Raw genomic sequence first — 12637 nt, forward strand, 5'->3', positions numbered from 1 at the left:
CGGACTCCTTCAAGCTTGGGATGCGGTCAGCACGCGCTGGGCGATGCCGGTGTCTATGCGGCCGGCCACGAAATCGGCGTGGGCCAGGATGCGCTGGATGAACGGGATATTGCTCTTCACGCCCTCGATGCGGGTCCGCGCCAGCGCCGCCTGCAGGCGCGCAATGGCCTCGCCGCGATCGCGGCCGCGGGCCACGAGCTTGGCGATCATCGGGTCGTAGAAAGGCGTGACGGAATTGCCCTGGGCATAACCGGTTTCCACCCGGATGCCGTCGCCCTCGGGCAGCTCGAAGCGCTGCAGCGGCCCCGGCGAGGGCAGGAAACGCAGCGGGTCTTCGGCATAGATGCGCGCCTCCACCGCGTGGCCCGCGGCCTGCGGCTGGCCGGGCAGCACCGCGTGCATGCGCTCGCCGGCGGCCAGGCGGATCTGCGCCTCGACGATGTCGATGCCGGTGATCTCCTCGGTCACCGCATGCTCGACCTGCAGGCGGGTGTTCATCTCCAGGAACACGAAGCCGTCCTGCGGCGTGTACAGCGTTTCCACCGTGCCGATCACGTCGTAGCCGATGCGCGCCAGCAGCCCTGCCAGCAGCTGCCGCATATCGGCCAGCTGCGCCTCGGGAATGCCCGCGGGGCGCGCCTCCTCCACCACCTTCTGGTGGCGGCGCTGCACCGAGCAGTCGCGCTCGAACAGGATGCGCACATCGCCATGGCGGTCGGCCAACACCTGGAACTCGATGTGGCGCGGCGCCTCGATCAGCTTTTCCAGATAGAGCTCGGCCGTGCCGAAGTATTTGGCGGCGATGCCGCTGGCCTTGGCCCAGGCGGCGGCCAGCTCCTGCGCGTCGCGGGCGGGCAGCATGCCGATGCCGCCACCGCCGCCAGCGGGCTTGACCAGCACCGGATAGCCGATGCGCGCGGCAGCCGCCAGGGCCGCGTCGCTGCCCGCCAGCACCGGCGAGCTGGCGGCCTGGGGCATGCCGTGCCCGGCCATGAACGCGCGCGCCTGGGTCTTGTGGCCGAGCGTGCGTATCCAGTGCGGCGAGGGGCCGATGAAGCACAGGCCCTGGCGCTGCACGGCCTCGGCGAAGTCCGCGTTCTCGGAGAGAAAGCCATAGCCCGGGTGCACGGCATCGGCGCCGGTCTCGCACGCCACCTGCAGCAGCCGCTCCTGGTTCAGATAGCTTTGCGCGGCGGGCGCAGGGCCTATGCACACGGCCTGGTCGGCGGCCTGCACATAGGGCAGCCCGGCATCGGCCTCGGAGTAGACGGCCACGGATGCCAGGCCCATGCGCCGCAGCGTGCGGATCACGCGCGCGGCCACGGCGCCCCGGTTGGCGACCAGCACGCGGCGGATGGGGCGGACGGCTCCGTTCATGCGCCCTCCCCGGACACCGCGACCACCGCATCGACGATCACCGGCGCCTGCGCGCCGCGCGCCACCAACACCGGGTTGGCATCCACCGACTGCACCTGGCCGGCCTGGGCCAGCATCCAATCGCCCAGGCACACCATCATGTCGGCCAGCAGCGCCAGCTCCACCGCCGGCATGCCGCGCACCGCGGCGAATGCGGGTGCGATGGCCAGCCTGCCGATGGCGGCCAGCGCCTGCACATGGCTGAACGGCGCGACCAGGAACTGCACATCCCTGAGCGCTTCGACGAGCACCCCGCCCTGGCCGATCATCACGGCCACGCCGAACTCGGCATCGACATGCGCGCCCAGCGCCAGCTCGAAATCCGCTTTGTGCTGCGCGCCCAGCAACAGGCCGCCATCCTGCGCGCCCAGGCCACGCAAGGTTACGGCGAAGTCATGGAAGGCCTGCACCGCCTGGTCCGCCTCGTGGATATTCAGCCGCACCAGGCCGTGTTCCGACTTGTGCGCCAGATCGGCGGACACCCCCTTGGCCACCAGCGGCGCCGGCAGCGCAGCCAAGGCTGCCCGCACCTGCTCCTCGCTGGTGGCGACCACATGGCGCATCACCGGCAGGCCGGCCGCCTGCAGCCTGGCAAGGCTGGAGGGTTCGTCCAGCGTGGCGAATGCGCCCACGCGCGGGGCGGGCGTGGACGCAGAGGCCTGCGCCGCCATCCCGCGATGCGCCGCCTGCTCGGCCAGCAGCGCCAGGCCGCGCATCGCGGCGCGCTCGCTCCAGAAGATGGGCACGCCCTGCGCCTGAAAGGCCTGGGCCACCCAGTCCTGGTTGACGCTGACCGCGATCGGCACGCCGGTCTCGCGTGCAAAGTGGCTGGCCTGGGCCGCGAAATCGGCGAAGTCATAGCCCTCGCCGCCTATCGGAAAACCTACGTGCACGAGGTCCGCCGCACCGCTGCCCGACAAGGCCCGCAGCGTGTCGCCAAAGGTCCGCGGCTTGCCCAGCAGGGCCGTGGTCATGTCGATGGGATTGCGCGCCGTCACATAGGATGGCAGAGCCTCGCCCAGGCCCGCGAGCGTGGGCGCATCGAACTGCTCCAGGGCCAGGCCGTATTCCTCGGCCGCATCGGCCGACAGCACGCAGGTGGCGCCCGAGTTGCTGATGCTGACCACGCGGCGCCCGCGCGGCGCGGGCTGGGACAGGAACAGCGGCGCGTAGTCGATCAGTTCGCGGAAGTCCGCCAGCCGGGGTATGCCGTGCTGGCGCAGGAAGGCATCGGCCAGCGCATCCTCCGCCGCCAGCGCGCCGGTATGCGAGCTGGCCGTGGCCTGGCCCGCGCTGGTGCGCCCGGCCTTCACCGCCAGGATGGTGACGCCGCGCCCCTGCGCCGGCCGCGCGGCCTCGGCCAGCCAGGCGGCTTGCCTCAGGGTTTCGATGTAGAGCACGACCAGGCGGATATGCTCGTCCTGCACCACGGCGCGCACCGCCTCGGCGGCGCAGACATCGGCCTCGTTGCCGGTGGAGACCATGTAGCGCACGCCGACGCCGGCGCGGCGCAGCCCGCCATAGAGAATGGCCGCGCCGGCGCCGCTTTGGCTGACGATGGCCACCGGGCCATCGCCCGGCGGGCTCTCGTTGATCATGGTCGAGAAATTGAGGATGGCGCCACTGGCGAAGTTGGCCACGCCCTGGCAGTTGGGGCCGAACAGGCGCAGCCCGCCGCCGTGCCCGGCCTGCCGCGCGCGGGCCAGCAGATCGGCCTGCTGCGCGCGGCCCGCCTCGCCCAGCTCGGCGAAGCCCGACGAATAGACCACCGCCGCCTTGGCGCCCACGGCCACGCAGTCGTCGATCGCGGCGGCAACGTCTTCGCCGGCCAGGCTGATGATCACCGTCTCGGGCGCCTCGGGCAGCGCCTGCAGCGATGCATAGGCGGGCAGGCCCTGCACCTCGCGGCGCTTGGGATTGATCGGGAAGATGCGGCCCGCATAGCCGTAGCGGCGCATGTAGTCGATCGGCCGGCCGCCGGCCTTGAGCGGGTTGTCCGATGCGCCGAGTATGGCCACGGCACGGGGGTTCAGTGCTTGCAGCAGCGTCATGCGTAGGCCCTTTCAGTCCAGCGAAATGGCTTCGCGCTGGATCACCTGCTTCCAGTCCGCCACTTCCTTGGCGATACGCTGGGCGAAGGGCTCGGGCGGCAGCATCACCAGCTCGCCCTGGCTGGCGAGCACGCTGCGCGCATGCTCGTCATTGAGCATGCCCTTCGACGCTTCGTAGAGCTTGCCGACGATGGCCGCCGGCGTACCGGCCGGCGCGAACAGGCCGGCCCAGAAGGTGACATTGAAGTCGGCATAGCCGGCCTCGGCCATGGTGGGCACCTGGGGCAGCTGCTGCATGCGCCGGGGCGCGGTCACCGCCAGCGGCAGCAGCTTGCCGGCGGCGATCTGGGGCAGTGCGCTCCAGGTGTCGAACTGGATGTCCAGCTCGCCGCTGAGCACCGCCAGCTGCGCCTGCGAGGCGCTCTTGTAGGGCACATGCGTGGTCTTCACGCCAGTGCGGTTGCTCCACGACGCGAAGGCCAGGTGGGCGATGTTGCCGGGGCCGGCCGAGCCATAGCTGATCTTGTCGGGATTGCGCTTGGCGAAGGCAATCACGTCCTGCGCGCTGCGGATCTGGTTCCTGGCGGCCCAGGCCGGATTGGCGGTGAGGATGAAGGGCGCGTCCAGCAGCATGGCGATGGGCGCGAAATCCTTGGGCTGGTAGCTGATCTTCCTGTAGATCTGCGGATTGATGGTGATGCTGCTGGAGTTGGTGACCAGCAGCGTATAGCCGTCGGGCGCGGCGCGCGCGGCCTCGCCCACGCCGATGGAGCCGTTCGCGCCGGGCTTGTTATCCACGATCACCGGCTGGCCGAGCTGCTTGGCCAGCCGGTCGGCCACCGCGCGGGCGATGGTGTCGGTGAACGAGCCGGCCGGAAAACCCACCACGATGCGCAGGGGGCGCGTGGGCCACTTGTCCTCCTGGGCCTGGGCCGCTGTCGTAGCCGACAGGGCCAGGCACAGGGCCAGGGCGGTACGGCGCGAGAGAGAGTGCGCTTGTCTAGCTGCCATTTTTGTCTCCTTGGGTTATATGCGATCAGGGGCGCATGCCGAAATGCGGCGCGCCCGCCTCGCGCAGCGGCGCGGCCAGGTTGGCGAACTCGCACAGCAGCCGGCGCGTGTCGCGCGGGTCGATCACCTCGTCGATGCCGAAGGCCTCGGCGGTGCGGAAGGGCGAAGTCAGGCTGCGCACGCGCTGCTCGATCTCGGCGCGCTTTTGCACCGGGTCGTCGGCGCCCTCGATCTCGGCCTTGTAGGCCACCTCCAGCCCGCCCTCGATGGGCAGCGAGCCCCAGTTGGCCGAGGGCCAGGCATAGCGGAAGTTGAAGCGCCCCATGTGCTGGTGGCCGGCCGCGGCCACGCCGTAGGCGCGGCGCACGATGATGCTGCACCAGGGCACCGTGGCCTGGTAGACGGCGGCCAGCGCGCGCACGCCGTAGCGCATGATGCCGGCCTTCTCGGCCTCCACGCCGATCTGGAAGCCCGCGATGTCCACCAGGTTGACCACCGGCAGGTGGAAGGTCTGGGCCAGGTCGACGAAGCGGGTGAACTTCTCGGCCGAGGGGCCGTCCCAGCCGCCGCCGTAGAAATACGGATCGCTGGCCACCACGGCCACCGGCCAGCCATCGATGCGCGCCAGGCCGGTGACGATGGCGCGGCCCCACTGCCGGCCCACCTCCAGGAACGAGCCCTGGTCCACCAGGCATTCGACGATGGGCCGGATCTTGTAGACCTTGCGGCCGTCGCGCGGGATGGCCGACAGCAGCCACTCGTCGCGCCGCGCCGCGTCGTCGCCCGCCTCTGCGCGCGCGGGCAGCTCGTACACCGACGAGGGCAGATAGGACAGGAAGCGGCGCACGCGCTCGAAGGCCTCTTGCTCGGTGGCCACCTCGTCGTCCACCACGCCATTGCGCGTGTGGATCTGGCTGCCGCCCAGCTCTTCCTTGGTCACGTTCTGGCCGATGCGCGCCACCACCGGCGGGCCGGCATTGAACAGCTGCGCCGTGCCCTTGACCATGACCGAATAGTGGCTGGAGGCCACGCGCGCCGCGCCCATGCCGGCCACCGAGCCCAGCGCCAGCGACACCACCGGCACGGTGGACAGGTTCTGCACCACCTGGCTCCAGACCTTCATGGTCGGCACGCTGGTATAGCCCTTGGTCTCGATGTTGCGCACCGAGCCGCCGCCGCCCGTGCCGTCGACCAGGCGCACCATGGGCAGGCGCAGGTCGTGCGCCATCTTCTCGGCAAAGATCAGCTTGTCGCCCACGGCCCCGTCGTTGGCACCACCGCGCACCGTGAAGTCGTCGCCCACCACCACCACCGGCCGGCCGCCCATGCGGGCACGGCCCATCACCAGGTTGGACGGCGTGAACTCCACCAGCCGGCCCAGGCTGTCGTACTGGCCCGAGCCGGTGAGCGAGCCCACCTCGGCGAAGGAATCCCCATCGGTGCAGGCCGCGATGCGCTCGCGCACCGTCAGCTTGCCCGCCGCCTTGTGGCGCGCCACCTTGTCGTCTCCGCCCAGCTTCGCCGCCAGCGCGCGGCGGTAGGCGATCTCATCCACTTCGGGTTGCCAGCTCATGTCATTGCCTCCTGTGCGAAGAGCAATGCACAAGCCATGCCAGATTGCAACACATTGATTTTGTTGTGATTTTTTCAGCCCAAAAAACATGTGTCCTCGCAGTAGACACATGCATGAACACCGAAGACAATGTGTCCACCACAAAAACACTGCTCTCTCGCCATGCACACAGCCTTTGTTTCCGACCAGCGCCTGGGCGCCCTCGTCTGGCGGCGCGGCGAACCCGCTCCCCTGGCGCGGCTCGGGCTGGCAAACGATCCGCTGCTGGGCGCCGCCGTGGCCGAGGCGCGGGCCGCACGCGCGCCGCTTGAACCGGCTGGGCTGGGTGGACCGAGCCCGGGCACGCTGTTCCATGTGGAGGTGCCGGGCGCGCGCGGCGCAAATGCACGCTATGCGGTGGTGACGCTGGGCGACGAGGCGCTGGAAATCGCCCTGGTGCGCCCGGCCGACGAATCGGCCGCGCTGCTCGATTTCGTGGCGGCCGTGCCCTTTGCATTCGCCATCCTGAACATGTTCCTCACCAACCCGTACCAGGCGGTCACCGTGGCCGACCGCGAGGGGCTGATGCGCTACATCAGCCCGGTGCACGAGAAATTCTTCGGGCTGGCGCCGGGCGCGGCCATGGGCCGCAGGGCCGAGGAGGTGATTCCCAACTCGCGGCTGCCGCAAGTGGCCCGCAGCGGCAAGGCCGAGATCGGCGAGCTGCAGCAGCTCGGCTCCGGCGTGACCCGCATCGTCAACCGCCTGCCCGTCTTCGAGGGCGGCGCCGTGGTGGGCGCGGTGGGCCAGGTCAGCTTCAGCGGCGTGCAGGCCCTCAACCGCATGCAGCAGCGCCTGAACCAGCTGCACGACGAGGTGCAGCACTACAAGCGCGAGCTCCACCAGCTGCGCCGCGGCCCCGCCTCAGGCGCGCTGGTGGGCAGCAGCGCGCCCATGCAGCGCCTGGCGCGCGAGATCGATGCGGTGGCGCCGCTGGACGTGCCCGTGCTCATCCTCGGCGAAAGCGGCAGCGGCAAGGAACTGGTGGCCCAGGCCCTGCATGCACGCGGGCGCGACGCCCAGGCGCCGCTGGTGAGCCTGAACCTTGCCGCGCTGCCGGCGACGCTGATCGAATCCGAGCTTTTCGGCTACGAGGCCGGCGCCTTCACCGGCGGCCGCAAGCAGGGCCAGCCCGGCAAGCTGGAGCAGGCCGAGGGCGGCACGCTGTTCCTCGACGAGGTGGCCGACATACCGATGGAGATCCAGGTCAAGCTGCTGCGCGTGCTGGAAGACCGGCATGTGCAGCGCCTGGGCGGGCAGGCGGGGCGGCGCGTGGATTTCCGCATCGTGGCGGCCACGCACCGCGACCTGCGCGCCCTGATCGACGGCGGGCGCTTTCGCCTCGACCTGTTCTACCGCCTGAGCGGCGTGGTGCTGCGCGTGCCCGCGCTGCGCCAGCACCTGGAGGACATACCGGCGCTGGTGCAGCGCTTTGCCCAGTCCTTCTGCGAGCGCAACGGCATCGCCGTGCCGCGCATCGCGCCGGATGTCACGGGCTACCTGGCACGGCAATCCTGGCCTGGCAACGTACGCCAGCTGCGCCAGCGGGTCGAGGAAGCGCTGGTGTTCTGCGATGGCCAGGTGCTGACGGTGGGCAGCTTTGCGCGCCACGAAGACCCGCTGACAAGCACCGCACCGCCCGCCCCGCTGGCCACGGCCGGGCCGCTGCCTGCAGCCGCGCCCCTCAAGGCACTGGAGCACGGCGCCATCCTCGCGGCCATCGCCCGCTGCGGCGGCAACAAGAAGCAGGCCGCGCAGGAGCTGGGGATTTCGCGCTCCTACCTCTACAAGGTGCTGGCGGCGCTGGGGTAGGCTTAACCGAAGCGCGCTCAGCGCAATGCCAAGCTTGCGACCATCAGGATTGCGCGCATCCACCCAGCCCCTGCGACACCGGTGGGCCAATGCCGGCAACCACGGGCTGGCTCAAGAGCTGCAGAAGGTGGACAATTTCCCGACCTGCAATGGCGTCTCGCCGCTACAAAGACCTGTTCAAGGAGACCAGCATGCGTATCGAAGAGATGATCGCCGCCGTGCAAGAGGCGCTGGGCGTGGACGTGGACGGCAAGGCCGGGCCCCAGACCTGGGGTGCCATCTATGCCCGGCTGGTGCAAAAGAAGATCGATGGGCAGCCCCCCGCGCAAGCCATCACCCTCGTGGATGAGCGCAGCGAGAAAACACTCGCCACGCTGCTGCCCGAGGTGCGGCCCATGGCCCGCGCCCTGGTGCAGAAGGCAGCGGCGGCGGGCATCACCATCAGGATCATCAGCGGCCTGCGCAGCTACGAGGAGCAGGATGCGCTGTATGCGCAGGGGCGCAGCGCGCCTGGGAGCGTCGTCACCAAGGCCCGCGGCGGCTACTCGAACCACAATTTCGGCATCGCGTTCGACGTGGGGGTGTTCGAGGGCAACCGCTACCTGGGCGATTCGGCCAAGTACAAGGCGGTGGGCGCGCTGGGCATGGATCTGGGGCTGGAATGGGGCGGCAACTGGAAGTCCATCGTCGACCAGCCGCATTTCCAGTTGCGGCCGGTGTGGGCGCTACCGCTTTCCGAGAGCCAGATGCTGGCCGAGCTGCGCCGGCGGCGCGCGGCGGGCCAGCCGGTGTATGCGGCGTAGCCTGTGCCGACGTACTGGCCTGGCAGGCCGCCCAAACTATCGCGCCTGCAGTTCGCTGGCCGCAATGCCGGCATCACCCGGGCTGCCCGCCGCCTCGGGCTCGGGCGTGGCCCGGCGCCATACGATGCCATCGGCGCCGGCTGGCGGCCGGGCTGCGTCGGGCGGCGGTGCGCCGGGCACCACCACGCCCTGCTGCACCGGCACCGGGCTGGGCGGTGCAATGGCATTCGGCGCAGGAGGGGCGGTCTCGAACACAAAGTCCCCCTCGCCGCCACCGCTGCGGCGGTTGATGGGCTTGGGCTCGTCATCGATCACCGGCGGCAGCTTGTCGCCGCCCTGCACCGCGGGCGGATGCTCGAACGGATCGGGTTGCGGGCGGCTGTCGGTCGAAAAACCCAGCAGCCAGCTGCGCAAACGCTGCACGAAGGTGTTGTTCTCCGCCGGCTTCTCGAAGCGGGCGCCGGTATCGACCAGCTTGGCGCGCTGCGCCTGTGCCGCCACCTGGGCCACGATGGGCAGCGCGCTGTGCGCGCCCTGGCCCCAGTAGTCGTTGAGCGTGATGCGGCCGTCGTTGAAGCCGACCCAGGCGCCCGCGACGAACTGCGGGTGGATGAGCATGAACCAGCCGTCGGTGTTGTCCTGCGTGGTGCCGGTCTTGCCGGCCCAGTCGCCCTGCACGCCCCAGCGACGCACGCCCTGGCCGGTGCCCCGCGCAATCACGCCGCGCATCATGTCCACCAGCGCGTAGTCCACGCCCACATCCAGCGCCAGCTGGGTATCGGGCGGCGCGAACTCTTCCAGCACCTGGCCGTTGCGGTCGGTGATGCTGGTGACCATCACCGGCGGCCGGTAGCCGCCGCCATTGGCGAGCGTGGTGTAGGCGGTCACCATCTCCTGCAGCGTGACGGGGCTGGTGCCCAGCGCCAGCGCCGGCACGCTCTCCAGCGGGCTCTGGCGCACGCCCAGCGCGGTGGCCAGCTTGGCCACCTTGGCGGGGCCGACCTGTATCATCACCTGGGCGGTGATGGTGTTCTTGGAGTAGGCCAGGCCGTCGGCCAGCGTCATCGGCTGGTTGGATGGCGGGCCGCCGTCGCTGGGCCGCCAGTGCTGGCCGCCGGCGAGCACGATGTCCACGGGCTGGTCCATCAGCGTGTCGCTGGGCACCGCGCCATTGAGCAGGGCCGCGCCGTAGACGAAGGGCTTGAAAGTGGAGCCCGGCTGGCGCCGCGCCTGCGCGACATGGTCGAACGGATCGAGCGCGAAGTCGCGGCTACCCACCCAGGCCAGCACATGGGCGTTGCGCGGGTCCATGGCCATGAAGCCGGCCTGCACGCGGGTTTTTTCCTCGCGCAGCTTGGCCATGAAGTCGCCGTCGGCCAGCAAGGCCTTGAGCGCCTCGTCCTTGTCGGCGCCGCCCTGCAGCGCCTGGCGGTAGGCCGCGCTTTCGCGCACGAAGCTGGCCAGCTGCGGGTTCTTGGCATTCCACTGGCTGCGCGGCCCCCACAGGCCGTTGGCAATCTTCTGCAGCTGCTGTCCCTGGCGCGCCACCGCCTGGTTGGCCCAGGCCTGCACGCGCGAGTCGATGGTGGTGTGCACCACCAGGCCGTCGGCATAGATGTTGTAGTCGTGCGCGTCGGCCCAGTCGATCAGCCATTTGCGCAGCTGCTGCGCAAAATGCGGCGCGCTGCCCACGGTTTCGTCCTGGCGCTCGAAGTCGAGCTTGATGGGCCGGGTCTTGAGCGCGCCGAACTCGATGTCGCTGAGCTTGCCGTGCTTGTACATCTGCGCCAGCACGGTGTTGCGGCGCTCCTTGGCGCGCTCGGGGTTCTGCACCGGGTTGTAGTAGCTCGTGCCCTTGAGCATGCCCACCAGGGTGGCGGCCTCCTGTACGTTCAGCTCGTCGGCCGATTTGTCGAAATAGGTGCGTGCCGCCATCTCGATGCCGAAGGCGTTGTACAGGAAGGGCACAGTGTTGAGGTAGGTCTCCAGGATCTCATCCTTGGAGTACGAAGACTCGATCTTGAAGGCGGTGATCGCCTCCTTGAGCTTGCGGTTGAGCGAACGCGCCCGCCCCACCTCTTCGGGAAACAGGTTGCGCGCCAGCTGCTGCGTGATGGTGGAGCCGCCCTGCGGCCGGCCGGTGGCGGTGTGCACCACCGACGCCAGCGTGCGCCGCCAGTCGAGGCCATGGTGCTGGTAGAAGCGGTGGTCCTCGGTGGCGATCAGCGCATTGATGACATTGGGCGAGATATCCTTCAGCGCCACCCATTCGCGGTTGGAGCGGCGATATTGGGCCAGCACCTTGCCGTCGGCCGACAGCAGCTGTGTGGGCGCCTCCAGCTTGGCCTTCTTGATATCGCTGATCGACGGTGTGAACGGGATCAGCACCAGCACGTACAGCAGCAGCAATGCCGGCAGCGCGGCGGCCATCAGCAGCCACTGCTTTTTGCCGCGGCTGCGCAGCCATTGCCATCCGCGGCGCGCCAGCGCCGGCACCTTTTCGAGAAAACGCATACTACTCAGACTGAAAACCTGCGCCATTGTGCGGCAGCAGCATTCCGCAGGGGTTTGGATTTACGGGATATTGACGCAGCCAACTGTAACAAGCGCTGCAACTATGCCGGCGGCACCTGCGCCCAGAACCTGCGCGCCAATGCCTGCGCGTCGGGCCAGACCTCCAGCGTCGCCGCGCTGGGCTGCACCGCCTGCATGTCCCATTCCCAGGCCGGCACCTCGCCTTGCACCGGCATGAAGCGCATCGGCAACATGTCGTAGCAAGGCGCCAACGCCCAGCGGCGCCCATCCCACAGTAACGAGACATTGCCATAGTGCCGGTCGGTATTGGCGATCAGCTGGCCAAACGCGTCCCAGAGCTTCAGGCTGCGGGCAGCCTGCCCGCTGAGCAGGCCACGCTCGCGCAGGCGCTGCGCAGTCCTGGCCCATTGGTCCACCGGACCCGCATATTCAGCGTTGTAGGCCTGCAGCGAGGCCATGCCTATGCGGCCCGGCGCATAGGCATGGCCTGATAGATCGGGCGCCGTTCGATCAAACCGCAGTGCAGCCATGAACACACGGCCTTCGCGCTCGAAGCACCGGGTGAGCGCGACCGGCTGCCCCGCCTCGCGCAGCACCTGCAGCGCCAGATGCTCGCAGCGCAGCAGATGCCGCACCCGCTGCGCCACGGGGTTGTCGCCAGCCGGCGAGAACTTCACGATCCAGCTGCGCCCCTGCCCATCCAGGCAGCAGAACTTGGGCTGCTCGCCGCCCGCGCTGGAGCCCGGCACGGCGCCGGCCATGGCCGCGGCGGCCAAGGCCGGATAGTCCTCGGGCGCGGCCAGCGGCAAGGGGGAACGGCTGCCCTGCAGGTGGCGCTGCAGTGCCGCCTCGCCCACGATGAGATTGCCAGGCAGGTCATCGCCCCAGGCGCCAATGGCGCGCAGCAAGTCGTCATCGCTCCATTGCCGCGGATCGGGCCCCAGGCTGTGCCCGGCATGGACTCGGGCCAGGCTGCGGCCCAGAAAACCCTGTGGCCGCATATCCTGGACCAGCCAGGGCAGGCCGTCGTGATAGGCCTCGCCGCCCAATGGCTTGCGCAGCGCCTCGCCTTCCACCCAGAAGCCTCCGCCCTGCAGCGCCAGCAGGCTGCCCAGGGACTGCACGCCCCCCTGGCGGTCCACCTGGGCCACGGCAATGGAATGCCCCAACCCGCCGATGTGGCGCGGCAGGCCGTATCGCAGGCCACGCCCCTGGCCCAGCTTGCAGGCCTGCCCGGCCAGCACCAGCGCCGCCAGCGCCCGCGATGCGGTGGGCTGGCTGATGCCCAGCTGCCGCTGCAGATCGGCGCTGCGCATGGGGGCACCGCTTCTGCGCAGCGCCGCCAGCATGGCATCGGCGTGGGGAATGGCAGATGCGCCCATTGGATGAATGTCAGA

Annotated in this window: 8 protein-coding genes; 2 read left to right on the forward strand and 6 right to left on the reverse strand. The window is 69.7% G+C overall.

Going from position 1 to position 12637, the window contains the following annotated elements:
* Nucleotides 1-9 precede the first annotated feature (9 nt).
* Genes ACODRX_RS07680 through ACODRX_RS07695 form a run of 4 tightly spaced genes read right to left on the reverse strand, consistent with a single transcriptional unit; the run spans nt 10 to nt 6051 of the window.
* A complete protein-coding gene (locus tag ACODRX_RS07680) occupies nt 10-1377 on the reverse strand; it encodes an acetyl-CoA carboxylase biotin carboxylase subunit (protein ID WP_488870684.1) in 1368 nt (455 codons plus the stop codon).
* The gene (locus ACODRX_RS07685) at nt 1374-3467 is read right to left on the reverse strand and encodes an acetate--CoA ligase family protein (RefSeq protein ID WP_488870685.1); all 2094 of its coding nucleotides are present in this window, start codon (nt 3465-3467) and stop codon (nt 1374-1376) included. The genes ACODRX_RS07680 and ACODRX_RS07685 overlap by 4 nt, the downstream gene beginning before the upstream one ends.
* Before the next feature lie 12 nt (nt 3468-3479).
* Nucleotides 3480-4478: a tripartite tricarboxylate transporter substrate binding protein gene (locus ACODRX_RS07690; RefSeq protein ID WP_488870686.1), complete on the reverse strand. Its 999-nt coding sequence runs from the start codon at nt 4476-4478 to the stop codon at nt 3480-3482.
* 25 nt (nt 4479-4503) lie between these two features.
* A complete protein-coding gene (locus ACODRX_RS07695; RefSeq protein WP_488870687.1) occupies nt 4504-6051 on the reverse strand; it encodes an acyl-CoA carboxylase subunit beta in 1548 nt (515 codons plus the stop codon).
* Between the two features lie 162 nt (nt 6052-6213).
* On the opposite strand from ACODRX_RS07695, the gene ACODRX_RS07700 reads away from it, so the two are divergent.
* Together ACODRX_RS07700 and ACODRX_RS07705 are read left to right on the forward strand one after the other, a co-directional pair.
* A complete protein-coding gene (locus ACODRX_RS07700; RefSeq protein WP_488870688.1) occupies nt 6214-7902 on the forward strand; it encodes a sigma-54 interaction domain-containing protein in 1689 nt (562 codons plus the stop codon).
* Nucleotides 7903-8093: 191 nt separating this feature from the next.
* Nucleotides 8094-8705, forward strand: a complete 612-nt coding sequence (locus ACODRX_RS07705) for a M15 family metallopeptidase (RefSeq protein WP_488870689.1) — start codon at nt 8094-8096, stop codon at nt 8703-8705.
* A gap of 36 nt (nt 8706-8741) precedes the next feature.
* Here ACODRX_RS07705 and ACODRX_RS07710 read toward each other — a convergent pair whose 3' ends face one another.
* Complete coding sequence (locus ACODRX_RS07710) at nt 8742-11219, reverse strand: penicillin-binding protein 1A (protein WP_488870690.1); 2478 nt, start codon at nt 11217-11219, stop codon at nt 8742-8744.
* A 101-nt stretch (nt 11220-11320) separates the two neighbouring features.
* Nucleotides 11321-12622, reverse strand: coding sequence for a type II toxin-antitoxin system HipA family toxin YjjJ (gene yjjJ / locus ACODRX_RS07715; RefSeq protein WP_488870691.1), 1302 nt, complete (start codon nt 12620-12622; stop codon nt 11321-11323).
* Nucleotides 12623-12637 lie beyond the last annotated feature (15 nt).

It is taken from the genome of Comamonas sp. FG99 (assembly GCF_057808605.1).

Bases quoted from the DNA above. Each gene is read 5' to 3' on its own strand.
- ACODRX_RS07680 (WP_488870684.1), bottom strand. From the start codon at position 1,377: ATGAACGGAGCCGTCCGCCCCATCCGCCGCGTGCTGGTCGCCAACCGG.
- ACODRX_RS07685 (WP_488870685.1), bottom strand. From the start codon at position 3,467: ATGACGCTGCTGCAAGCACTGAACCCCCGTGCCGTGGCCATACTCGGC.
- ACODRX_RS07690 (WP_488870686.1), bottom strand. From the start codon at position 4,478: ATGGCAGCTAGACAAGCGCACTCTCTCTCGCGCCGTACCGCCCTGGCC.
- ACODRX_RS07695 (WP_488870687.1), bottom strand. From the start codon at position 6,051: ATGAGCTGGCAACCCGAAGTGGATGAGATCGCCTACCGCCGCGCGCTG.
- ACODRX_RS07700 (WP_488870688.1), top strand. From the start codon at position 6,214: ATGCACACAGCCTTTGTTTCCGACCAGCGCCTGGGCGCCCTCGTCTGG.
- ACODRX_RS07705 (WP_488870689.1), top strand. From the start codon at position 8,094: ATGCGTATCGAAGAGATGATCGCCGCCGTGCAAGAGGCGCTGGGCGTG.
- ACODRX_RS07710 (WP_488870690.1), bottom strand. From the start codon at position 11,219: ATGCGTTTTCTCGAAAAGGTGCCGGCGCTGGCGCGCCGCGGATGGCAA.
- yjjJ (WP_488870691.1), bottom strand. From the start codon at position 12,622: ATGGGCGCATCTGCCATTCCCCACGCCGATGCCATGCTGGCGGCGCTG.